Annotated in this window: 17 protein-coding genes and 1 pseudogene; 3 read left to right on the top strand and 15 right to left on the bottom strand. The window is 61.9% G+C overall.

Annotation, left to right across the window (positions count from 1 at the left end; translation table 11 throughout):
• Nucleotides 1–133: 133 nt before the first annotated feature.
• The 3 genes and pseudogenes from LOY70_RS30045 to LOY70_RS01945 form a co-directional block, all read left to right on the top strand.
• Nucleotides 134–1,192 (top strand): annotated as a pseudogene (locus LOY70_RS30045) (methyl-accepting chemotaxis protein); the annotation flags it as partial.
• The gene (locus LOY70_RS30040) at nucleotides 1,178–2,050 is read left to right on the top strand and encodes a methyl-accepting chemotaxis protein (protein WP_404942620.1); all 873 of its coding nucleotides are present in this window, start codon (nucleotides 1,178–1,180) and stop codon (nucleotides 2,048–2,050) included. The pseudogene LOY70_RS30045 and the gene LOY70_RS30040, both read left to right, overlap by 15 nt.
• Nucleotides 2,051–3,334: 1,284 nt before the next feature.
• The gene (locus LOY70_RS01945) at nucleotides 3,335–3,673 is read left to right on the top strand and encodes a DUF6124 family protein (RefSeq protein WP_265032857.1); all 339 of its coding nucleotides are present in this window, start codon (nucleotides 3,335–3,337) and stop codon (nucleotides 3,671–3,673) included.
• A gap of 83 nt (nucleotides 3,674–3,756) precedes the next feature.
• Here LOY70_RS01945 and mdoH read toward each other — a convergent pair whose 3' ends face one another.
• The 15 genes from mdoH to hutU form a co-directional block, all read right to left on the bottom strand.
• Complete coding sequence (gene mdoH, locus LOY70_RS01940) at nucleotides 3,757–6,327, bottom strand: glucans biosynthesis glucosyltransferase MdoH (protein WP_265032855.1); 2,571 nt, start codon at nucleotides 6,325–6,327, stop codon at nucleotides 3,757–3,759.
• Nucleotides 6,320–8,104: a glucan biosynthesis protein G gene (locus tag LOY70_RS01935; RefSeq protein ID WP_265032853.1), complete on the bottom strand. Its 1,785-nt coding sequence runs from the start codon at nucleotides 8,102–8,104 to the stop codon at nucleotides 6,320–6,322. Before LOY70_RS01935 ends, mdoH begins: the two co-directional genes overlap by 8 nt.
• A gap of 320 nt (nucleotides 8,105–8,424) precedes the next feature.
• Nucleotides 8,425–8,862 carry a D-aminoacyl-tRNA deacylase gene (dtd, locus tag LOY70_RS01930; RefSeq protein ID WP_123345434.1) on the bottom strand — a complete coding sequence of 146 codons (438 nt, stop codon included), beginning with the start codon at nucleotides 8,860–8,862 and terminating at the stop codon, nucleotides 8,425–8,427.
• Nucleotides 8,859–9,830 (bottom strand): prolyl aminopeptidase, encoded by a 972-nt coding sequence (gene pip, locus LOY70_RS01925; RefSeq protein ID WP_003196909.1) that lies wholly within the window; start codon nucleotides 9,828–9,830, stop codon nucleotides 8,859–8,861. The genes dtd and pip overlap by 4 nt, the downstream gene beginning before the upstream one ends.
• 105 nt (nucleotides 9,831–9,935) lie before the next feature.
• Nucleotides 9,936–10,847, bottom strand: coding sequence for an alpha/beta hydrolase (locus LOY70_RS01920; protein ID WP_265032847.1), 912 nt, complete (start codon nucleotides 10,845–10,847; stop codon nucleotides 9,936–9,938).
• 57 nt (nucleotides 10,848–10,904) lie between these two features.
• Nucleotides 10,905–11,852 (bottom strand): choline ABC transporter substrate-binding protein, encoded by a 948-nt coding sequence (locus tag LOY70_RS01915; RefSeq protein WP_265032845.1) that lies wholly within the window; start codon nucleotides 11,850–11,852, stop codon nucleotides 10,905–10,907.
• Nucleotides 11,853–12,161: 309 nt separating this feature from the next.
• Nucleotides 12,162–12,965: an N-formylglutamate deformylase gene (hutG, locus tag LOY70_RS01910; protein ID WP_265032843.1), complete on the bottom strand. Its 804-nt coding sequence runs from the start codon at nucleotides 12,963–12,965 to the stop codon at nucleotides 12,162–12,164.
• 11 nt (nucleotides 12,966–12,976) lie between these two features.
• The gene (hutI, locus tag LOY70_RS01905) at nucleotides 12,977–14,179 is read right to left on the bottom strand and encodes an imidazolonepropionase (RefSeq protein ID WP_265032841.1); all 1,203 of its coding nucleotides are present in this window, start codon (nucleotides 14,177–14,179) and stop codon (nucleotides 12,977–12,979) included.
• A gap of 110 nt (nucleotides 14,180–14,289) precedes the next feature.
• Entirely contained in the window at nucleotides 14,290–15,822 is a 1,533-nt protein-coding gene (hutH, locus tag LOY70_RS01900) for a histidine ammonia-lyase (protein ID WP_207283369.1), read from the bottom strand.
• Between the two features lie 128 nt (nucleotides 15,823–15,950).
• Entirely contained in the window at nucleotides 15,951–17,474 is a 1,524-nt protein-coding gene (hutH, locus tag LOY70_RS01895) for a histidine ammonia-lyase (protein WP_265032837.1), read from the bottom strand.
• Between the two features lie 180 nt (nucleotides 17,475–17,654).
• Nucleotides 17,655–18,485 (bottom strand): quaternary amine ABC transporter ATP-binding protein, encoded by an 831-nt coding sequence (locus tag LOY70_RS01890; RefSeq protein WP_265032836.1) that lies wholly within the window; start codon nucleotides 18,483–18,485, stop codon nucleotides 17,655–17,657.
• Nucleotides 18,482–19,333, bottom strand: coding sequence for an ABC transporter permease (locus tag LOY70_RS01885; RefSeq protein WP_003196893.1), 852 nt, complete (start codon nucleotides 19,331–19,333; stop codon nucleotides 18,482–18,484). The genes LOY70_RS01890 and LOY70_RS01885 overlap by 4 nt, the downstream gene beginning before the upstream one ends.
• Before the next feature lie 71 nt (nucleotides 19,334–19,404).
• Nucleotides 19,405–20,373 carry an ABC transporter substrate-binding protein gene (locus LOY70_RS01880; RefSeq protein WP_265032831.1) on the bottom strand — a complete coding sequence of 323 codons (969 nt, stop codon included), beginning with the start codon at nucleotides 20,371–20,373 and terminating at the stop codon, nucleotides 19,405–19,407.
• A gap of 69 nt (nucleotides 20,374–20,442) precedes the next feature.
• On the bottom strand, nucleotides 20,443–21,909 hold the full coding sequence (locus tag LOY70_RS01875) for a purine-cytosine permease family protein (RefSeq protein WP_265032829.1): 1,467 nt from the start codon (nucleotides 21,907–21,909) through the stop codon (nucleotides 20,443–20,445).
• A 151-nt stretch (nucleotides 21,910–22,060) separates the two neighbouring features.
• Nucleotides 22,061–23,749 carry a urocanate hydratase gene (gene hutU, locus LOY70_RS01870; RefSeq protein WP_123414937.1) on the bottom strand — a complete coding sequence of 563 codons (1,689 nt, stop codon included), beginning with the start codon at nucleotides 23,747–23,749 and terminating at the stop codon, nucleotides 22,061–22,063.
• Nucleotides 23,750–24,121: the final 372 nt, after the last annotated feature.

Raw genomic sequence — 24,121 nt, 5'->3', positions numbered from 1 at the left:
AAACACAATCCCCGTGGCCTGGGAGCTTGCTCCCTCGCCACGGAAACGCATTACGTCTATTTTTCTACAGATCCCGCCCGAACTGCCGATATAGCCCTGATAAAACCAATCAGCGCTACAAGGGAGTATCAGCATGTTCCGGTGGCTTGCCCAGGGTCTGGGAAACGTAGGCGTTAATCGCAAACTCGGCGCAGGCTTCGGCCTGGTGCTGTTCCTCACCTTGATGATTGCATTCACCGGTTGGTCCGGCCTGGGCAATGTCATCAGTCGGGGCGACAAACTGGGGTTCATTGCCAGTCTCAACGACTTGAGCAAAGACTTGAACCTGGCCAGCATCGACTACAACACCACGCGGGGCGAGAAAGGACCGCAGCCGGTCAACGACCTGCTGGGCAAGCTCGAAGAGGGCCTGAAGACTGCTCGACTATCGATCGAACAACCGGCCGACGTGGCGCTGATCGATGCGCAACTGGCTGCCGTCGCCGAATACAAGGGCGCCTTCGCCCAGATGACCCGTGCCACCGTCAGCCGCGAAGATGCACGCAGCAAACTCGGCGCCAGCGCCGACAACGCCGTGGCCCGCGTCGCCGAAGTTGAAAAGTTGATGCTGCAAGCCGGCGACGTCACACCGTTCAACAGTGTGGTCACCCTGAGCAAGGCCATCCAGCAAGCCCGCTACCAGGTTCGCGGCTACACCTACAGCGGCAAGAGCGAAGCCCAGCAACCCGCCCTTGAGGCCATCGACACTGTCCTCAAACTGCTTGCGCGCCTGCCAGACCAGTTGCCCCAGGAACACGCCGCCAACCTGCAGCAGGCCAGCGACTCGTTCAACCTCTATCGCGCGGCGGTCGCCCAGTTCCGCGACTCGCAAATCGACAACGCCGCTGCCCTCCAGCGCATGAGCGAGCAGGGGCAGATACTGATGGACGCCAGCCAGAAGCTGACCGTGTCCCAGACAGCCGTGCGTGACCGCGACGCCGCCCAAGCCAAGATGGTCCTGATCGTAGCGGCCGCCCTGGCGTTGCTGTTTGGCGTGATCGCCGCGCTGTTCATCACCCGGCAGATCGTGGGCCCGCTCGGCCAGACCTTGAAGGTTGCCGAACGCGTGGCCGCCGGCGACCTGACCCACAACCTCACCTCCGACCGTCGCGACGAACTGGGCCAACTGCAACGCGCCATGCAAAGCATGACCGTGGGCCTGCGACAATTGATCGGTGGCATCAGCGAAGGTGTGACCCAGATCTCCAGCGCCGCCGAACAACTCTCGGCCGTGACCGAGCAGACCAGCGCCGGGGTCAACAGCCAGAAAGTGGAAACCGATCAGGTCGCCACCGCCATGCACGAAATGACCGCCACGGTGCAGGAAGTGGCCCGCAACGCCGAGGAAGCCTCCGAAGCCGCCCTCGCTGCCGATCAACAGGCTCGCGAAGGTGACAAAGTGGTGGGCGAGGCCATTGCCCAGATCGAGCGGCTGGCCAAAGAAGTGGGCAACTCCACCGCCGCCATGGGGGATTTGAAGCGCGAGAGCGACAAGATCGGCAGCGTCCTGGACGTGATCAAGTCCGTGGCCCAGCAGACCAACCTGCTGGCGCTCAACGCAGCCATCGAGGCAGCCCGTGCCGGCGAGGCAGGACGAGGCTTCGCCGTGGTGGCCGATGAAGTCCGCAGCCTGGCCCAGCGCACCCAGAAATCCACCGAAGAAATCGCAGAACTGATTGTTGGCCTGCAAAGCGGCACCGAACAGGTCGCGACCATCATGGACAACAGCCGCAGCCTGACCGACAGCAGCGTCGAACTGACCCGCCGCGCGGGAGGGTCGTTGGAGAACATTACTCGCACGGTTTCGGCGATCCAATCGATGAACCAGCAGATCGCGGCTGCGGCCGAGCAACAGAGTGCGGTGGCTGAGGAGATCAACCGTAGCGTGCTGAATGTGCGTGATGTGTCGGAGCAGACGGCTTCGTCCAGTGAAGAGACTGCGGCGTCCAGTGCTGAGCTGGCGCGGTTGGGGGTTCATTTGCAGACGTTGGTGGGGCGGTTTAGGGTTTGACTTGGGTCTTGGGTGTATATCCGTTTTTTGGGTAACGGCTACTTATGGTTTCGCCCTTACGGCGACTCACTTTCGAAAATCCGGAAGCCGGCCCAGGCGAAAGTAAGCAAAGCGCTTGTGCCCCACCACTCGGTGCCTCGCCTAGGCTCGGCATGCCCTCACTCCGGCATTGCTCCGTGGGCCCGCCGCGAAGGACCATCCATGGTCCAGCGCGGCTACCTCGGCATCCATGCCGAGGTGCCCACTGCGCAATGCCTGCGTTCGGCCAGCGTGGTTAATGGGGCGCCGAGATCAACGTCCGGCACGAGGCGGCCTAGTAGCCGACCTGGTTCTTGATGGGACCGCGTTTCCCCTGTGGGAGCGGGCTTGCTCGCGAAGAGGCCGGCACATCCAACATCACTGCAAACTGACACACCGCCATCGCGAGCAAGCTCGCTCCCACATTCAACCTCCAGTGAAAACAAAATTCATGTCCAACACAGCCCCCCTGTGGGAGCGAGCTTGCTCGCGATGAGGCCGGCAAGCCCAACACTTATGTGACTGAACCACCGCCTTCGCGAGCAAGCCCGCTCCCACCGTTGGATCGGGGTACACCCGCAAGTGACAGGCCGGCTACTAGGCCGCCTTCGCGGGCAAGCCCGCTCCCACAGGGAAAACGCGGTCCCACCAAGAACCAGGTCGGCTACTAGGCCGCCTCGCGGTGGACGTTGATCTCGGCGCCCCGTTAACCACGCTGGCCGAACGCAGGCATTGTGGAGTGGGCATCCCGGCATGGATGCCGGGATAGCCGCGCTGGGCCATGGATGGCCCTTCGCGGCGGGCCCACGGAACAATGCCTGCGTTCGGGCATGCCGAGCCTAGGCGAGGCACCGAGTGGTGGGGCTAAAGCGCTTTGGTTACTTTCGCGCTTTTCGAAAGTGACCCGCCGTCAGGGCGGAACCATAAGCAGCCGTTACCTAAACAACGGATATACACACAAAAACCTGCCCTTCAGCACAGGGCTACACAACCTTGCACCATTGCCTACAACTACGCCAGAATCCGCCGGCTTGTGCGCCTTGGGCCCGGGTTCTAATGTTTGCAGGTCGCTGTCAGTTCAGCGATCGGGTTTAGCAGCTCGGCACAATATCAAGGCACGCAGGTCCGCTTTATGGCGGCTGTGCGTGGGGCACTTCGGTGCGCCGGGTTCCTTGATTCCTGGTCTGCTAACCCGCGCACAGTCGCCACCCTACATTTCGTTTAGCAGCGATGTCTGGCGGCTCCATCAATCAAGGAGCGTCAACCATGTTCAAGGCCACACCCAACCCACCCGAACCCGAAACCGACCCCAAGAAACTCCAGGAAGCCACCGACCGCGCGCTCGACTACTACCTGAAGCCCAAACAGACCAACCCCGAGAACAAACAGCCTGGCCAGCTCTTCACCATCGTCGACGGCATCGACACCGAAAGCCTCCTGGCCAACCTCAGCGAAACCCTGGCCTCAGCCGACGCCATGGTCAGCGACCTGGCATTCGACCTGGAAGGCTCACGACGCCATGTCGCCCTTGGCATCCAGCAACTGATCGAACTGAGTGAATTGCTGGCAAATCGGGCACTGGACAACGTCAACGCACAATCCTGACCGCACCACGAGCGGTGTTCACCTACTGAAACGGCGCCCAACAAAAAGCCCCGCTTCCTTTCAGAAGCGGGGCTTTTTGAGCATCAGGCCACTTGAGGCTGTGCGCTCAACGGCTGAAGCGGTAGCAACGGTGCATGGGGATCGGCGTTGACCGATTCCCGCCACGCCGCCAGCCACTCGGGATGAGCCTCGCTCCAGACCTGCTCATGCAAGCGGGACAGGGCCACCGGGTCGCTCAACAGCGCCAGACGCTCGCTGTTGCTGAGCCCGGACGGGCCCGCCTTCAAGGCATGACGCACGCGCTCGACCCGCAGCCATTCAATCGGCTCGGCCTGGCCATGACGCGAGGTGGCCAGCGCATAGGCCAAGGCGTTCTGTTGTGGATCGACCACCGCCCGGATGAAACCGTCGTTCAACGCGTGCCAACGGTTTTCATGGGTGTACTGGTCGGTCGACAGCAGTTCCTGTGGCGGTGCGTATTCCTCAGGGATCAGGAACAGGCTTTCATCACGGGACTTCAAGCCCAGGCCCACGCGGCTGGAAATCACCGACACCGGGATCGACAGCATCAACGAGCCGACGATTGGCACCAGCCACCACAGGAAGCTCGGGTTCAGCCAGATCACCAGCAGGGCCCAGAAGAAGCCCAGCAAGGTCTGCGGACCGTGGCGCTTGACCGCTTCGCTCCAGGGTGTGGAGTCATCGTCACGCTTGGGCGAGTTCCAGGTTGCAGCCCAGCCCAGGAATGCGGCGAGCACGAAACGGGTGTGGAAAATCATCCGCACCGGCGCCAGCAGCATGGAGAACAGCATCTCCAGCAGCATCGACAACGTCACCTTGAACTTGCCGCCGAACTCCTTCGCACCCTTGGCCCAGATCAGCACGATGCTCAACAACTTGGGCAGGAACAGCAGCACGATGGTGGTCGAGAACAGGGCGATGGCCTTTTCCGGGTGCCATTGTGGCCACAACGGATAGAGCTGGCGCGGTTCGAGGAAGTACTGCGGCTCCATCAGCGTGTTCACCGCCAGCAGTGCAGTGGACAGCACCAGGAAGAAGAACCACAGGGGTGCCGACAGGTAGGACATCACGCCGGTCAGGAACACCGCGCGGTGCACCGGGTGCATGCCCTTGACCAGGAACAGGCGGAAGTTCATCAGGTTGCCGTGGCACCAGCGACGGTCACGCTTGAGTTCGTCCAGCAGGTTCGGCGGCAGTTCTTCATAGCTGCCCGGCAGGTCATAGGCGATCCACACGCCCCAGCCGGCACGACGCATCAGCGCGGCTTCGACGAAGTCGTGGGACAGGATGGCACCGGCGAACGCGCCTTTACCGGGCAACGGCGCCAGGGCGCAGTGCTCGATGAACGGCTTCATGCGGATGATCGCGTTGTGGCCCCAGTAGTGGGATTCACCCAGCTGCCAGAAGTGCAGGCCGGCGGTGAACAACGGACCGTACACCCGCGTGGCGAACTGCTGCATGCGCGCATACAGCGTGTCCATGCCCGAGGCACGTGGCGCGGTCTGGATGATGCCCGCGTCCGGCGTGGCTTCCATCAGGCGCACCAGGCTGGTCAGGCACGTGCCACTCATGACGCTGTCGGCGTCGAGCACGACCATGTACTTGTACTCGCTGCCCCAACGGCGGCAGAAGTCGTCGAGGTTACCGCTCTTGCGCTTGACGCGACGGCGACGGCGGCGATAGAAAATCTTGCCGAAGCCCCCGGCTTCACGGCAGACATCCAGCCAGGCCTGCTGTTCGGCCACGCAAATATCGGTTTCGTTACTGTCGCTGAGCACGAAGAAGTCGAAGCGATCCAGGTCACCGGTGGCGGCCACCGACTCGAAGGTCGCGCGCAAACCGGCAAATACCCGCGGCACGTCTTCGTTACAGATCGGCATCACCAGGGCGGTACGAGCGTCCTTGGGGATCGGCTCGTTGCCGGCACTGGCACCGGAGATACGGTATTTGTCGTGCCCGGTGAGCAATTCGAGAAAGCCCATCAGCGCTGTCCAGAAACCCGCCGACACCCAGCAGAACAGGATCCCGAACAGGATCAGGATGCTGGTTTGCAGCGCATAGGGCAGCACTTGCGTAGCGGTCTGCAGCAGCGGTTGGTGCAGGACTTCGTCCAGGTCCACGAGCGACCAGCCCTGGTACGGCATGATGCCTTTCATGTACCAGCCGGCGACGATGGTCTGGCCGAGCATCAGGATCAGCAGGATGTAGCGGCGGATCGAACCCACGGTACGCCAGCGCGCATGCGGCAGCACACGCTCATCCTTGGGTGGCTTCGGCGGATTGGTACGACCTGTCAACCGCCGCCAGCCGCGCACCAGGATGTTGGTGCGCCACGGTTCCGGCACGACCTTGGTCCGACGAATCGGCGGTGTAGCCTTCAGGCACACACGGCCGCTGGCATCGACCGCCAGCATCTCGGCGTCCTGGAGCTCCTCGGCAGTGCTCAGGGTCAGGCGACGGCCCACCGAGGCTTGCGCCGCCTCGGTGGGTGCGTCGAAGGTCGAAGACGACAGGCGTTGGTGCAATTCACTGAAAGACGAGCAGCCCGCCAGCTCGGCGCGCTGCTCGTCGGTCATGGGCAAATGTGCCAGATACTCGCTGAGAGACTCTGGCTGTACTGAAGTATTACTCATCGGCAGGCAACTGATAGCTCCAGGTCTCGGTCAGGACTTGTTCAGTCTGTTCCGGTTCCTGCGGGGTTGAGGAGGCTTCAACGGCGGCGGCGGACGCTGCCTTGACGGCCTTGGCTTCTTTTTCCGTCTCGGTTCCTGGCTCTTTTTCTTTCTCTTTTTCTTTCTCGTTCTGCTGCTTGGCGATCTTGTCGGCCTTGGCCAGGGTGGTCACCGAATGCGACGTAGCAGGTTCCTCGACCGGAACCAGCGGTCGGACCAGGGCGGCGCGCATCTCGGTTGCCTTGCTCGGGTCCTTGATCTTCATTCGCAGCGTCAGGCGCCAGCCCTTGGTTTCAGGGTTGTAGCGCACACTGTTCTCGACGATCTCGGCGTTGTCACCGACGCTCACCTGGCTGCGCACATCAGCGCTTTCCGGCAGGGCTTGCAGGGAAGGACCTTCGAAATCCACCAGGTAAGCGACGCTGCCGTCCGGTTGACGGATCAGGTTGGATTGCTTCACGTCACCGGTGGAACGCAGGGTCTGCTTGACCCAGGCGCTGTCCGGCGAATGCAGGTTGGCTTCGTCGAGGGTCCAGTGCAGACGGTAGGCGAAGTCCAGCGGCTGGCCTGGCTCCGGCAGTTTTTCCGGACTCCAGAACGCTACGATGTTGTCGTTGGTTTCGTCGGCGGTGGGAATTTCCACCAGATCGACAGAGCCCTTGCCCCAATCGCCTTTCGGTTCGATCCAGGCGCTTGGACGTTTTTCGTAACGGTCGTCCAGGTCTTCGTAGTGGCTGAAGTCACGACCACGTTGCAGCAGGCCGAAACCACGCGGGTTTTCTACCGAGAAGTTGCTCACGGCCAGGTGTTTCGGGTTGTTCAGCGGACGCCAGATCCACTCGCCGTTACCGGCATGGATCGACAGGCCACTGGAATCGTGCAATTCACGACGGTAGTTCAGCACTTTGGACGGCTGGTTGGCGCCAAACAGGAACATGCTGGTCAGCGGGGCAACGCCCAGCTTGGTCACGCGATCACGCAGGAACATGCGCGATTTCACGTCGACGATAGTGTCGGTGCCCGGACGCACGGTCAGGCGATAAGCGCCGGTGGCCCGTGGCGAATCCAGCAGGGCGAAGATCACCAGGTGCTTGTCGGTCGGTTTCGGGCGTTGGATCCAGAACTCGCGAAAGCGCGGGAATTCCTCACCGGATGGCAAGGCGGTGTCGATGGCCATGCCACGGGCCGACAAGCCGTAGGTCTGACCCTTGCCGATGACGCGGAAGTAGCTCGCGCCCAGCATGGTCATGATTTCGTCTTGCTTGTCGGCCTTGTTGATCGGGTACAACACGCGAAAGCCCGCGTAACCCAACTGCTCGGTGGCCTTGGGATCGAACTTCACATCGCCGAAATCGAAGCGCGACGGGTCGTACTTGATCTCTTCGACGGTGGTCGCGGTGATTTCGTTGATTTTCACCGGGGTGTCGAAATGCATGCCCTGGTGATAGAAGGACAGCCTGAACGGTGTCTTCTGGTCGGCCCATTCGGCTTTTTCGGTACGGAAACGAATTTTTTGATAGTCAGCGAATTTCATTTCGCGGAATTCGTTCGGCAGATTGCTGCGCGGGGCTTCGAATTTTTGCCCGGCCAGTTCTTGGGCCTTCGCCGATACATCATCCAGGCTGAATGCCCACAGTTGGCCCGCACCGAACAGGCACAACAGGGCCGAGCCCGCTACCAGAGCGTTTCTAAACCGTTTGGCAGACATCTTTTGTGCATTACAGGGACTAACAATCACGAGCAACCCTCGCCGAAAACAGATCAAAAAACCAACGGCCAGATAAAGTATCTGCTGGGTATCGGCATTGAAAACCCGACCCTGCGGACCACTCTTGCCAAGTTGGCGAGCATTGTTCCGACTCCGATGGGACAAAATGATTCCCCAAACGGCCCAGGACAAATCTCTACCTAAGTCAAATGGACCAGCGAACGCTGATCCCCCGTAGCGCGCGATTATCTAGTAGGCCGCGTGACAACGCATCAGGGACAGCGAAGTATTTATCGAGAAAACTCTCCGTTTAACCTCGAAACAGTCCCGAAAAGATGTTTCAAACGCTTTCAGGTCTGTAACAAGAAGGTTACCGGGCCGTCATTGACCAGATGCACCTGCATGTCGGCGCCGAATCTACCTGATGCCACAGTGCCATGCACCTGTTTCGCTTGGCTAACCAAATAGTTGAACAACTCTTCTCCCAGGATCGGTGGCGCGGCCGTCGAAAAGCTCGGGCGCAAACCGCTTTTGGTATCCGCCGCCAGGGTGAACTGTGAAACCAGCAGCAAACCGCCACCGACGTCAGCCAAGGACAGGTTCATCTTGCCCTCGGCATCGCTGAACACCCGATAGTTAAGCAGCTTATGCAGGAGTTTGTCGGCGCTGGCCCGGGTATCCTCGGGCTCGACAGCCACCAGCACCAGCAAGCCCTGGTCCACGGCACCGACGACTTCTCCTGCTACTTCGACCCGGGCGCCGCGAACTCGTTGCAACAAACCCTTCATGCTTCTTCGGGCGGCAAATCGAGCAAGCGCCGGGCCATTTGCGCAGCGGCGCGCACCAGCGCATCGGTGATACCCGGCTCCGACGCGGCGTGACCGGCGTCGCGGATCACCTGCAGCTCGCTGTTGGGCCAGTTCTGGTGCAGTTCCCAGGCATTGTCCAGCGGGCAGATCACGTCGTAGCGGCCGTGCACGATGACGCCCGGCAAATGGGCGATCTTGCCCATGTCGCGAATCAGCTGGTTCGGTTCGAGGAAGGCGTTGTTGGTGAAATAGTGGCATTCGATCCGGGCAATCGACAGCGCGCGCTGGGGCTCGGAGAAGCGATCGACCACCAATGGGTTCGGACGCAGGGTCGCGGTGCGACCTTCCCAGGTGGACCAGGCCTTGGCCGCGTGCATCTGGGCGATCTGGTCGTTACCGGTCAGGCGCTTGTGGAAGGCGCTTAGCAGGTCGTCGCGTTCGTCCAGGGGAATGGGGGCGATGTAGTCCTGCCAGTAATCGGGGAACAGGCGACTGGCGCCAGCCTGATAGAACCACTCGATTTCCTGCGGACGGCAGAGAAAGATCCCGCGCAGAATCAGGCCGTGTACCCGTTCCGGATGGGTCTGGGCGTAGGCCAGGGCCAGGGTCGAACCCCAGGAGCCGCCAAACAGCACCCACTTTTCGATGCCCAGGTGCTTACGGATGCGCTCCAGGTCCTCGACCAGATCCCAGGTGGTGTTGTTCTCAAGGCTGGCATGGGGAGTCGAGCGACCGCAGCCGCGCTGATCGAAGGTGACGATGCGATAGAGGTTCGGATCGAAGTAGCGACGGCTCTGCGCATCGCAACCCGCACCCGGGCCACCGTGGATGAACACCACTGGCAGGCCTTCGGGGGAACCGCTTTCATCGACATAGAGCGTGTGGGTGTCATCGACAGCCAGATCGTGCCGGGCATGGGGTTTGATCTGCGGGTACAAAGTCTGCATTGAGCGCTCCGTAAGGGGTCGAGTCATCCCTGTAGGGACATCTATTTAGTCTGCCGTCCGGCATCATAAACCCGAATTACCTTAATGAGCATGTCCCCTGCGCAGTCAAAGCGTGTCAGTGAGGTATGCCAACAGTGTGCGATACATCTGATCGACCTCTGGCACCTGGCCCCAGCCACGCAAACAGCCGTGGACCAATCCTCCTCCTATATACAGCACAGCGTCCACGCCTGCGGTGTTCAACCGCTCGCTGTAGAGGACGCCGTCGTCGCGCAGCGGGTCCCATTGCGCCGCGATGACCAGCGCTGGCGGCAGACCACCCAAGTCATCGGCGAGCAGCGGCATGGCGTAGGGCGACGGCGAAGCGCCACCCAGGTAAAGCCGGTGATAGTCGTCCAGGTCGCGGCTGCTCAGCAGTGGCGCGTCGGCACATTCGTATCGCGAGGGCAAATCCACGGGACCACCGAGGGCGGGATAAATCAGCACCTGGGCCTGGGGCAACGACTGCCCGGCATCGCGCAAAGCCAGGCATAACGCAGCGGCGAGGTTACCCCCGGCACTGTCGCCGACCACCAACCGGCGGTGAGGGTCGATTACAAAAGGAGCAGCTTCCAGATGGAGCCACACCGCCAAGCAATCGTCGAAGCCCGCCGGAAACGGATGCTCCGGGGCCAGCCGATAATCCACCGCCACCACCAGCGCGCCGAGGGCGGCAGCCAGTTCCATGCAGATGAAGTCATGGGAATCCAGGTCCCCCACCACCCAACCGCCTCCGTGCAGGTAGAGCATGCACGGCCAGCCTTCGCAGGGTGGCTCGAGCCGAGGGTGATAAGCGCGCACGGCCACGCCGGCCAGCTCGAAGTCCTCGACCTGCAATGCCGCCGGGCACGGTGGGGTGAATGCCCGGCACATCTGGCTGTAGGCCTGGCGCAAGCCGGTGAGGCTGTTGTCCGGGCTGTTGAAGCGTTGGGTTTTGTCGATGAAAGCTGACATTGCCGGGGAGAGTAGATAAGCCATTGCGGTTTTGCCGTGGGCCAAAGGAAATGGCCCAGAAACTTTAGTGATCAGGATGCATCAAGGCTTGAGGCTAGCCTGCACCATCGCCACGCCATCCTTGCCATCGAAACTGGTCACGCCGGCCAGCCAACGCTGAAGATCCTCGGGATGATCCCGCAGCCATTGCCGGGCGACGTCCTGAGGTGTCTTGCGCTCCATGATCGGCACCATCAACTGGCTTTCCTGGGCGGCGGTGAAGGTCAGGTTTTCCAACAGCCGACTCACGTTCGGGCAACGCTGGGCGTAGTCCGGCGCGGTCACGGTAGAGACCGTCGCGGCGCCTTCGTTCGGGCCGTAGACGTCCTCGCTGCCGGTCAGGTAGGTGATGTTCATGTTGATGTTCATCGGGTGCGGCGTCCAGCCAACGAACACCACGAACTCCTTGCGATTGACCGCTCGCTGCACCGCAGCCAGCATGCCCGCCTCACCGGATTCGATCAGCTTGAAGTCCTTGAGGCCGAAGTGATTGGTTTCGATCATGGTCTTGATGGTGGTGTTGGCGCCGCTGCCCGGCTCGATGCCGTAGATCTTGCCGCCAAGCTGATCCTTGAACCGAGCAATGTCGGCAAAGGTCTTGAGCCCTGCCGCCGCCACGTAATCCGGTACGGCCAATGTGGCCTGGGCGTCGGCCAGGCTTGGTTTGTCCAGCACCTTCACTTGGTTGGCGGCCAGGAATGGGGCGATGTTCTTGTCCATCGCCGGTTTCCAGTAGCCCAGGAAAATGTCGAGGCGCTTGTCGCGGATGCCGGCGAAGATGATCTGCTGCACGGCGCTGGTCTGCTTGCTGTCGTAGCCCAGGCCCGTGAGCAGTACATCGGCCATGCCGCTGGTGGCGATCACGTCGGTCCAGTTGACCACGCCCATGCGCACGGTCTGGCAGGATGCAGGCTCGGCGGCCATCGCCCCGGTGCTCAAAATGACGGTACCGCAGAGGGTCGATAGACAGCGTTTGAACAGTCTTTTCATCGGGAAGGTCTCGAGCGGCAGCGGATTATTGTGGACCGGTGTCTTTGTGCACCGTATCCGAGACATTACGCAGCGCCGAGGGGGCGAAGGTGACCTGTGGCGACTCGGTTTTGCACGGTGGCGACAGTCCCGTACGAGGCTCAAGGACAAACACAATCCTGTGGCGAGGGGATTTATCCCCGCTGGACTGCGCAGCAGTCCCAAAAGCTCTCGGTCCAACCCGTCAGGTCGCTGGAAGACATCCGTTTTGGGGCCGCTTCGCGACCCAGCGGGGATAAATCCCCTCGCCACAGAAGTACCGCGCGATGTTTATTTCTTGTAGGCCTGCTGTCCCCACGCCAGGAAACCTTCCAGCAACTCCCTGAGCACCACCTGGGTCGGCGCCGCCAGATCCGGGCGGTAGTTGAACGGTTCGAACTCTTCCATGTAAGTGCTCTGGCACAGCTCCAGTTGCACTGCGTGGATGTCTTCGGCCGGGTTGCCGTAGTGCCGGGTGATGTGCCCGCCCTTGAACCGCCCATTGAGCACATGGGTGAACTGGCCGTGGCGGGCGCAGATGGCTTCGAGCTGGCTGGCCAGGGCCGGGGCGCAGCTGGCACCGTTGAACGTACCGAGGTTGAAGTCCGGCAGCTTGCCGTCGAACAGGTGCGGGATCACCGAGCGAATCGAGTGGGCATCGAACAACAAGGCATAGCCGAACTCGGCCTTGAGCCGCGCCAGTTCCTGCCGCAGCGCCTGGTGGTACGGCATCCAGACCTGCTGCAGATACGTCGCCCGCTCCTCGGCCGACGGTTCCAGCCCTTCGCGAAACAACGGCACGCCATCGAACAGCGTCGCCGGGTACAAGCCAGTGGTGGCGCCGACGTACATCGGTTTGTCGTCAGAGGGACGGTTCAAGTCAATAACGAACCGTGAGTACTCAGCGGACAGGGTGCTGGCGCCCAGTTCAGCGGCGAACTCGTAGAGCCTGGGAATGTGCCAATCAGTGTCTGGCAGGCTTTGCGCCTCAGGGATCAGCCCGGCCTGCACCGCCGGGGTCAAGCGCAAGCCGGCGTGGGGCATGCTGATCAACAGCGGCACGCGCCCTTGCTTGAAATTCAGGACCTTCTCCACAACCGTTCTCCTCAATCGATTTCAACGCCGTGACGCACGACGCGTTTTTCCAGATCGCCGCCGAGCCAGTACGCCAGGTCGGCCGGGCGGTCGATGTGCCAGGCAACAAAATCCGCCACCTTGCCGACCTCCAGCGAACCGTGGGTTTGAGCCATGCCCAAGGCCTGGGCCGCATGAATCGTCACCCCGGCCAAGGCTTCTTCCGGCGTCATGCGCAAACAGGTGCAGGCCATGTTCAACATCAAGCGCAGCGACAACGCCGGCGAAGTCCCGGGGTTGAGGTCGCTGGCCACGGCGATCTTCACGCCGTGCTTGCGCAGGGCGTCCATGGGCGGCAGCTGGGTTTCCCGCAGGAAATAAAATGCCCCTGGTAGCAACACCGCCACGGTGCCGGAAGCGGCCATGGCCTTGGCGTCGTCCTCGGTCATGAATTCCAGGTGATCGGCCGACAACGCCTGATAACGGGCTGCCAGGCTTGAGCCGTGCAGCGACGACAGTTGCTCGGCATGCAGCTTCACCGGCAGCCCCAGTTGTTGCGCGCAGATAAACACCCGCTCGACCTGCGCCGGGGAAAACGCCAGGTATTCGCAAAAGGCATCCACCGCGTCCACCAGCCCCTCGGCCGCCAGGGCCGGGAGCATCTCGGTGCAGATGTGTTCGATGTAGTCATCGGCGCGATCTTTGTATTCCGGTGGCAAGGCATGGGCCGCCAGGCAGGTGCTGCGCACGCTGACCGGCAACTCGGCACCGAGGCGGCGGATGACTCGCAGGATCTTGCGTTCGCTCGCCAGGTCGAGGCCGTAGCCGGACTTGATTTCCACCGTGGTCACGCCATCGCGCATCAAGCTTTTCAGGCGCTTGGCGGCGCTGGCGAACAGTTCATCTTCACTGGCGGCGCGGGTGGCGCGCACCGTACTGGCGATGCCACCGCCGGCCGCCGCGATTTCGGCGTAGCTGACGCCTTGCAGGCGCTGCTCGAACTCACCGCTGCGGTTGCCACCGAATACCGTGTGGGTGTGGCAGTCGATCAGCCCCGGAGTGACCCAGGCGCCCTTGAGATCGTTGACCGCCGGGTAGTCACCGGCCGGCAGTTGGGCACGCGGGCCGATCCATTGAATGTGCTCGCCTTGGGTGACGATGGCGGCGTCTTCGATGATCGAGTAGACGCCCTGGGCCATGGTGGCGGCGTGGCAGTTTTGCCAGAGGGTTTTCATCCCGAGTTTCCTCGTCTCATTCAAAATCGTTTCGCGAGTAAGCTCGCTCCCACAGGGGTTTTGAGTGCACCAGAAATCCTTGTGGAGCGAGCTTGCTCGCGATGAGGCCCTTACAGGCTCGGCAACAACTGCGCCGTGACCAATTCGTTCAGGCACCGACTCGCCAGCAACTCACTGGCGGCATTGATGTCCGGCGCAAAGAAGCGGTCCTTCTCATAAAACGGCACTTCTGCACGCAACAGACCACGGGCCCGCTCCAGTTTGGAAGAGGTCTTCAAACCGCCGCGCAGGTCCAGCCCCTGGCATGCCGCGAGCCATTCCACCGCCAGGATCCCACGGGTGTTCTCGGCCATTTCCCACAAACGCTTGCCAGCGGCCGGGGCCATGGAGACGTGGTCTTCCTGGTTGGCCGAGGTCGGCAGGCTGTCCACCGAATGCGGATGGGACAGCGCCTTGTTTTCACTGGCCAGGGCGGCAGCGGTGACCTGGGCGATCATGAAGCCGGAGTTCACCCCGCCATTGGCCACCAGAAACGGCGGCAACTGCGACATGTGCTTGTCCATCATCAACGAAATCCGCCGCTCGCTCAGGGAGCCGATTTCTGCAATCGCCAAGGCCATGTTGTCGGCGGCCATGGCCACCGGTTCGGCGTGGAAGTTGCCCCCGGAAATCACGTCGCCCTCGGCGGCGAACACCAACGGGTTGTCCGACACGGCGTTGGCTTCGATCACCAGCACCTCGGCGGCCTGGCGGAACTGGGTCAGGCAGGCGCCCATGACTTGCGGTTGGCAGCGCAGGGAGTACGGGTCCTGGACCTTGTCGCAGTTCTGGTGCGAATCAGACACTTCGCTGCGCTCGCCCAGCAGATCGCGGTAAGCCGCGGCGGCATCGATCTGGCCTTTCTGGCCGCGAGCCGCATGGATGCGCGCGTCGAACGGCGAGCGCGAACCGAGCACCGCTTCCACCGTCAGGCTGCCCAGGGACAGGGCCGCGGCGAACAGGTCTTCACCTTCGAACAGGCCACGCAGGGCAAACGCAGTGGAGACCTGGGTGCCGTTGAGCAGCGCCAGGCCTTCCTTGGCGGCCAGGGTCAGCGGCGCGAGACCGGCGACTTTCAGCGCCTCGACGGCCGGCAGCCATTCGCCCTTGTAGCGGGCCTTGCCTTCACCCAGCAGCACCAGGGACATGTGGGCCAGCGGCGCCAGGTCACCGGACGCACCGACCGACCCCTTGAGCGGAATGTGCGGGTAGACCTCGGCATTGATCAGTGCAATCAGCGCATCGATCACCTGCCGACGGATGCCGGAAAAACCCCGGCTCAGGCTGTTGACCTTGAGCACCATGACCAAGCGCACCAGCGCATCGCTGATCGGCTCGCCCACGCCGGCGGCATGGGACAGCACCAGGGAGCGCTGCAGGTTTTCCAGGTCCTCGCTGGCGATGCGGGTCGAGGCCAGCAAGCCAAAACCGGTGTTGATGCCGTAGGCGGTGCGGTTCTCGGCGAGGATCTGTTCCACGCAGGCAACGCTGGCCTCGATCTGCGCCGAGGCACTGGCGTCGAGACTCAAGGTCACCGGTTGCTGATAGATGTCGCGCAATTGAGCCAGGCTCAGTTGGCCGGGAATCAGGTTTAAGGCAGTCATTTCTTGCTCCTTTTGAGAGTTTTGTTTTCACTCGCCAATCGCTCCGGAATGTTCCGTTATCCGTCACCCTCGCTTTTTGAGCGATGCTTTATGGGCAATAGGTGCCTTGGCACGTTGGCGTTTTTTGATCAGTTCAAATTCGGTAAAGCGTTGTGCAGCACAAAGGGATCTTTGAGCAGTGCGGCGGCGCTGGCGATATCCGGCGCCAACCAGCGGTCCTGGTCATAGGCCGGGACGTGCTCGCGCAGCAGTTTCCAGGCGACATCGGTGCCGGCGCCGAAGCGCTGCCCCTTGAGAAATTCAAAAGCCTGGGCCGCCAGCAGGTATTCGATGGCCAGGATCTGCGTGCAATTTTCCAGCGCCCTGTGCAGCTTCAAGGCGGCGTTGGTGCCCATGCTCAGATGATCTTCTTGCAAGCCCGAGGTGACGAAGTTGTCGAGCACCGCCGGTTGCGCCAGTTGGCGGTTTTCCGCACACAGCGACGCCGCGACGTATTGCACGATCATCATCCCCGAATTCACGCCGGGATTGGCCACCAGGAACGCTGGCAGGCCGCTGACGTGAGGGTTGATCAGGCGGTCGAGGCGGCGTTCGGCGATGGCGCCGATCTCGGCCATGGCAATCGCCAGCAGGTCCGCCGCCATCGCCACCGATTGGCCGTGGGGATTGGCCTGGGACATCACCCGGAAACGTTCAGGCGTGCCGAGCAACAGCGGGTTATCGGTGGCGGCGTTGAGTTCGGTTTCGATCTGTTGCCGGGCGTGGGCCAGCTGATCGCGAGCAGCACCGTGCACCTGGGGGATCGAGCGGATGCTCAAGGCATCCTGGGTGCGAATGCCCAGGCTCGAGGCAATGACTTCGCTGCGGTCCAGCAATGCCCGCAAGTTGCCCCCGACCTGCTGCATGCCCGGGTGCGGCTTGAGGGCGATGATCTCGGCATCGAACGCGGCAATCTGGCCGCGCTGGGCCTCGAAGCTCATGGCACCGATCACGTCGGCCCATTGCACCAGCCGCGTCGCATCGGCCAGGGCCAGGCAGCTGAGGCCGGTCATGCACGGGGTGCCGTTGACCAGGCACAAACCGTCCTTGGCGCCCAACTGCACCGGTTGCAAGCCTTCGGCAGCCAAGGCCTGCTGCGCCGAAACGATTTGCCCGCGATAGCTGACCTGGCCGACGCCCAGCAGCGCGATGCTGATGTGGGCCATGTGGGTCAGGTAACCCACCGAACCCTGGGACGGCACTTGCGGTGTGATGCCCCGGTTGAGCAGGGCGAGCAACGCCTCGACCACCCGACGATGGATGCCGGACTTGCCCTGGCTGTAGTTGAGGATGGCGGCGCAGAGGATCGCCCGGGTCTGTTCATCCGTCAGCGGCGCGCCGACGCCACAGGCATGGCTGAGCAGGGTGTTGCGTGACAGTTGGCTGAGTTGTTCGCCCTTGAGCGAGACATTGCACAAGGCCCCCAGGCCGGTGTTGACGCCATAGGCGCGCTCGCCGCTTTCGACAATGCGCTGGACGATGGCCTGGGCATTGTCGATCCGCGCCCAGGCCTGGGCCGACAGCTCGAGCTCGGCACCGAAGCGGGCGACGGCGACCACATCCTGCCAACGCAACGGGGCGTCGGCGATTACGATTTTTTCAGCCTGGGACATCTAAAGCCTCATACCCATAAGTTGCCAATAACATTTGTGGCGAGGGGATTTATCCCCGTTGGGTCGCGAAGCGGCCCCATTATTTTCCATTCAGTTGTGTCAGGCTGATTCCACTGCCTGGTTTGGGGCTGCTGCGCAGCCCAGCGGGGATAAATCCCCTCGCCACAACTGGGTCCGGCCTTACACCACCGCAGCCCTACGCTGCACAAACCGATCGACATACTCATCCGCCGGCGAATGCAGGATTTCCCGGGGCGTACCGACCTGGATCAGCTTGCCGTCCTTGAGGATCGCGATGCGGTTGCCGATGCGCACGGCCTCGTCGAGGTCGTGGGTGATGAAGACGATGGTCTTGTGCAGGGTCTTTTGCAGCTCCAACAACTGGTCCTGCATTTCCGCGCGGATCAATGGGTCGAGGGCGCTGAAGGCCTCGTCCATCAGGATGATGTCAGTGTCCGCCGCCAAGGCCCGGGCCAGGCCCACGCGCTGGCGCATGCCGCCGGAGAGCTGGTGCGGGTATTTGTTCTCGTAGCCCTTCAGGCCCACGGTGTCGATCCAGTGCAGCGCCCGCTCGGCGCACACCTCTTTGCTCTCGCCGCGCACTTTCAAGCCATAGGCGACGTTGTCCAGCACGCTCTTGTGGGGCAGCAGGCCGAAGCTCTGGAACACCATGCTGATCTTGTGCCGGCGAAATTCGCGCAGGGCGTCCATGTCCAGTTGCAGGATGTCTTCGCCGTCCACCAGGATCGCGCCGCTGGTAGGGTCGATCAGCCGGTTGAAGTGGCGCACCAGGGTGGACTTGCCAGAACCGGACAGCCCCATGATCACGAAGATCTCGCCGGTGCCAATGCTCAGCGACAGGTCGTTCACGCCGACCACGCAACCGGTCTCGGCCAGCACCTGGTCCTTGGTCTTGTTCTGGTGGATCAGCGCCAGGGCTTCCTTGGAGCGATTGCCGAAAATCTTGAAGACGTTCTTGACTTCGATCTTGCTGATGGCTGCGTTGTTCATTTGCTCACCTCATGCCGAGGACGACCATAGGCCTGGGTAATGCGGTCGATGACCACGGCGAGAATCACGATGGCCAGCCCGGCCTCCAGGCCACGTCCGACGTTGAGGGTCTGGATGCCCACCAGCACGTCTTCACCCAGGCCACGGGCGCCGATCATCGAGGCGATGACCACCATCGACAGGGCCATCATGGTGGTCTGGTTGATCCCGGCCATGATGCTCGGCAGGGCCAGGGGCAGTTGTACGCCGAACAGCTGCTGCCAGCGGTTGGCGCCGAAGGCGTTGATGGCTTCCATCACTTCACCGTCCACCTGGCGGATGCCCAGGTCGGTCAGGCGAATCAATGGCGGCGCGGCGTAGATCACCGTGGCGAAAATCGCCGGGACCTTGCCCAGGCCGAACAGCATCAACACCGGAATCAGGTACACGAAGCTCGGCATGGTCTGCATGATATCCAGCAACGGCATCAGCACCGAACGCAGGCGATTGCTGCGCGCCGAAAGAATGCCCAGGGGAATGCCGATCAACACCGAGATCAGCGTCGCCACCAGCATCAGGGCGAGGGTCTGCATCAGCTTGTCCCACAGGCCTACCGCACCCACCAGGAACAACAGGCCGACGATGACTGCCGTGGCCACGACCTTGCGGGTGGCGTGCCAGGCAATGCCGCCGACGATGGCCAGCATCAGCCACCAGGGCGCCATGCGCAGCAGGCCTTCAAGGTTGACGATGGCCCACAGCAAGGTGTCGGAGATGTGCCGGAACACATCGCCATAGTTGGTCACCAGGGAGTCGACCCAACCGTTGACCCAATCGGCGATGGAGAAGGTAAAGCTTTCGGGAAACATAAGAGACTCTCGATCAAGTGGATGCGGTGAACGTCCCGGCCAGCCCCACGGTTGGCCGGGAAAGATTCGACCTACAGAGCCGCGTCGATTTTCTTGGCAGCGTCTGCACTGACCCAGGCGTGCCAGACTTCAGGATGTTCCTTCAGGAAGATCTTCGCCAGTTTCGGCGACTCGATCCGCTCTTTGGCCATGCGCCCGAGATTCTGGTTCAGGATATCGATCGGCAGATTGACCTTTTCCAGCACCGCCACCAGCTCCGGGGCTTCGTCGTGGAAGGTCTTGGACAGGCCGACCTTGATGCTCACGCTTTTATCCACGCCCGGTTTTTCTTCCAGTTTCACCAGGTCCACCTGGCCCATCAGCGGCGTTGGCGACCAGTAATAGAACAGGATCGGCTCGCCACGCTTGTAGCTCGACAACACCGCTGCATCCAGGGCCGGGCCGGTGCCTGGACGGAAGTTGGTGTAGGTTTTTTCCAGGCCATAGCTTTTCAGCATTTCGCTGTTGTCCAGCTCACAGGTCCAACCGGCCGGGCAGTTGTAGAAACGGCCCTTGGACGGCTCTTCCGGGTCCTTGAACACGGCAGCGTACTGGCCCAGGTCGGCGATGTTCTTCAGGCCCGGCGCCTTGGCTTCGAGCTTGCGCTTGGCGTCGCCTTCAATCACGTAGCGCGGCACGTACCAGCCTTCGATGGCGCCCACGACCGGGGCGCCGACGCCGACCACTTTGCCGGCCTTCTCGGCCTTGTTCCACACTTCGCTGCGGCCGACCCACTCTTCGGCAAACACCTGGATGTCGTTGCTGCTCAGGGCGTTTTCCATGGTGATGGAGTTGCCTGGCAGGCTGTCGGTCTTGCAGTCGTAGCCTTTTTCCAGCACCACCTGGAGGACCTCGGTCAGCAGCATGGCGCTTTCCCAGTTCAGGCCGGCGAACTTCACCGGTTTACCCGACTCGCACCAGCCCGCCGCTTGCGTGGCGCCGGCGCTGGCCAGCAGGCCCACGCAAAGCAATGTGGTCAGCAGGGTCTTGTTCGATCTCATTGTGTGACGCTCCTAATCAGTGAATTGGCTTACGGCAGTCAAGAGGCATCCAGCCCTGTCAACGTCCCATCAGACCGCTTGGATGCGGCCCGCCCTGCTCGGTTGTGCGTCAACCGCGTCCTGCTCGATCGGCAGGATCAATTGATCGGGTACTGCGCTGTGCCACTTCCTGGCAACGACGTAATACAGCGCCGCCGGAACCACCAGACCGATGATCCAGGAGATATCCACACCGCCCATGGCGCCCACCAGCGGACCGGTATAGAACTTGGTGGCGATGAATGGCAGTTGGACCAGTACACCGAAGACATAGACGCTGATACCCAAGGCGTTCCACCGACCGTAGCGGCCGTTCGGGTCGGCCAGGGCCGGCACGTCATAGCGCTCGCGGGTGATGCAGTAGTAGTCCACCAGGTTGATCGCGCTCCAAGGCGTAAAGAACGCCAGCAAGAACAGGATGAAAGACTTGAACGCACCGAGGAACGAGTGCTGGCCGAGCAGCGCGATCAGGGTCGCGGCGCCGACGATGACCAGTACGAAGACCAGACGCTGCAAGCGCGTGACGTTCAGGTGGCCACGGAAACCGCTGATGATGGTGGCAATGCACATGAAGCTGCCGTAGGAGTTCAGCGTGGAAATGGTGACCTTGCCGAACGCGATGCTGAAGTACAGCAGCGCAGCGGTGGCGCCGGTGCCCCCCAGGCCAACGATGTAGGCCACTTCATGGCCGGCGAACTGCCCGTTGGCCGAGGCGGCGGCAAACACGCCGAGGATCATCGCCACCTGTGCGCCGATGACCGAGCCGGCGCCGGCGGCAAAAAAGGTTTTCACCGAGGACGTCTTGCTCGGCAGGTAACGCGAATAGTCAGCCACGTACGGGCCGAAGGCGATCTGCCAGGAGGCCGCGAGCGACACCGCCAGCAGGAAACTGCTCCAGCTGAAATGGCGGATTTGCAGGAGTGCGCCAACGTCGGTCTGGCTGATCAGGCGAGCGAACAGGTAGACAAAGGCAATGACGCCAATGACGCTGGCGAGCCGGCCGATGAAATGGATCACCCGATAACCCAGCACTGTCACCAGCACGATGACACTGGCGAAGATCAGGATGCCCGCACTGTCGCTGACGCCGAACAACTGGCCCAGCGCCTGGCCGGAAAGCACGGTGCCCGTTGCCGTGAAACCCAGGTACATCAGGCACACCAGCACGATCGGGATGGCCGCGCCATACACACCAAACTGCACCCGGCTGGAGATCATCTGCGGCAAGCCAAGCTTGGGCCCTTGCGCGGCATGCAAGGCCATGACGCCACCGCCGAGCACTTGGCCGATCAGCAAACCGATCAACGACCAGAACACATCACCGCCCAGCACCACCGCCAATGCACCGGTGACAATGGCAGTGATTTGCAGGTTGGCCCCCATCCAGAGGGTGAACTGGCTCAACAATCGGCCGTGTCTCTCCGCTTCCGGGATGTAGTCGATCGAGCGCTTCTCGATCAACGGCTTGCTGCTTGCACGTGTGCGGATGACAGCCATGGTTCAACCTCTGTGGATTGTTCTGGAATTCATTGCGCTGCTGCTTCCCTGTGGGAGCGAGCTTGCTCGCGATAGCGGTGTATCAGCCGATGCCTGTGTCGAATCTGATGACGCCATCGCGAGCAAGCTCGCTCCCACAAGGGGACCGGGGTTACTTGCCAGTGATCATCGGCAGATTCAGCCCCTGCTCTTTCGCGCAATCGATGGCGATCTGGTAACCGGCATCGGCATGGCGCATCACGCCAGTGCCCGGGTCGTTGTGCAGCACACGAGCAATACGCTCGGCCGCTTCGTCGGTACCGTCACAGACAATCACCATGCCCGAATGCTGGGAGAAGCCCATGCCGACGCCACCACCGTGGTGCAGCGACACCCAGGTCGCGCCGCTGGCGGTGTTGAGCAAGGCGTTGAGCAGCGGCCAGTCGGAGACGGCATCGGAGCCGTCCTGCATGGATTCGGTTTCACGGTTCGGGCTGGCCACGGAACCGGAGTCCAGGTGGTCGCGACCGATGACGATCGGCGCCGACAATTCACCGCTGCGCACCATCTCATTGAAGGCCAGGCCCAACTTGGCGCGCTGGCCCAGGCCGACCCAGCAGATACGTGCCGGCAAGCCCTGGAAACTGATGCGCTCGCGGGCCATGTCCAGCCAGTTGTGCAGGTGGGCGTCGTCGGGGATCAGTTCCTTGACCTTGGCGTCGGTCTTGTAGATGTCCTGCGGATCGCCCGACAGCGCGGCCCAGCGGAACGGACCGATGCCGCGGCAGAACAGCGGACGGATGTAGGCCGGTACGAAACCAGGGAAATCGAAGGCATTTTCGACGCCCTCTTCCTGGGCCATCTGGCGGATGTTGTTGCCGTAGTCGAAGGTCGGCACGCCCATCTTCTGGAAGGCCAGCATGGCTTTGACGTGGACGGCCATCGATTGCTTGGCGGCCTTCACCACCGCAGCCGGTTCGGTCTTGGCGCGGGCACGGTATTCGTCCCAGGTCCAGCCGGCCGGCAGGTAACCGTTGAGCGGGTCGTGGGCACTGGTCTGGTCGGTGACCATGTCCGGACGCACCCCGCGACGGACCATTTCCGGCAGGATCTCAGCGGCGTTCCCACACAGCGCGATGGAAATGGCCTTGCCTTCGGCGGTGTATTTCTCGATACGGGCCAGGGCGTCATCCAGGTCAGTGGCCTGCTCGTCGACGTAGCGGGTCTTGAGACGGAAATCGATGCTCACCTGCTGGCACTCGATGTTCAGCGAGCAGGCACCGGCCAGGGTCGCGGCCAGCGGTTGCGCGCCCCCCATGCCGCCGAGACCGGCGGTCAGGACCCAACGGCCCTTGAGATTGTTGTCGTAGTGCTGGCGACCAGCTTCGACGAAGGTTTCATAGGTGCCCTGAACGATGCCCTGGCTGCCGATGTAGATCCAGCTGCCAGCGGTCATCTGGCCGTACATGGCCAGGCCCTTGGCATCCAGTTCGTTGAAATGTTCCCAGGTGGCCCAGTGCGGCACCAGGTTGGAGTTGGCGATCAGCACGCGCGGAGCATTGGTATGGGTCTTGAACACGCCGACCGGCTTGCCGGATTGCACCAGCAGGGTCTCGTCGTCATTCAGGTTGGTCAGGCTTTCGACGATCTTGTCGTAACACTCCCAGTTACGCGCCGCACGGCCGATACCACCGTAGACCACCAGCTCCTTTGGGTTCTCGGCGACTTCCGGATCGAGGTTGTTCATCAACATGCGCAGCGGTGCTTCAGTCAGCCAGCTCTTGGCGGTCAGCGTGTTACCGCGTGGGGCGCGAATTTCAACGTCACGGTATTTTTCGGGTTTGCGGGTAGCGTCGGTCACAGCAAAAACTCCTCAGCGATCAATCCAGACCAGCCCGGGCAGTGGGCAGCGATTTAGCGAACGTTGCGTAGATGATCGGTGACTCATACGCATACGTCTTTACTTGTATGTACAAGCATATGCAATCAAGCGGCCAACTTATTGATGAGGTGCCGAGGAATAATTCGAAGCGTGGCTGTAAAGCCCTGAATAGAGGGGCTGAGCAGGTGGGTGAAATTTCTGGAGGGAATTTTATGAAGACGTTGGGATGGCCAAGAATGCGTGATATTGCGTCACGCTGGGGCATTCGGTAACAAGTTGGTGCGCGCGGGAGGAAACGGTGAGATGGCTTTTGTGGCGAGGGGATTTATCCCCGTTGGGTCGCGAAGCGGC

The sequence above is a fragment of the Pseudomonas sp. B21-054 genome (genome assembly GCF_026016345.1).
In the GTDB taxonomy this organism is placed as follows: Bacteria; Pseudomonadota; Gammaproteobacteria; order Pseudomonadales; family Pseudomonadaceae; genus Aquipseudomonas.
The sequence above is the reverse complement of the archived record's forward strand: the minus strand, read 5'-3'. Positions and strand labels throughout refer to the sequence as shown.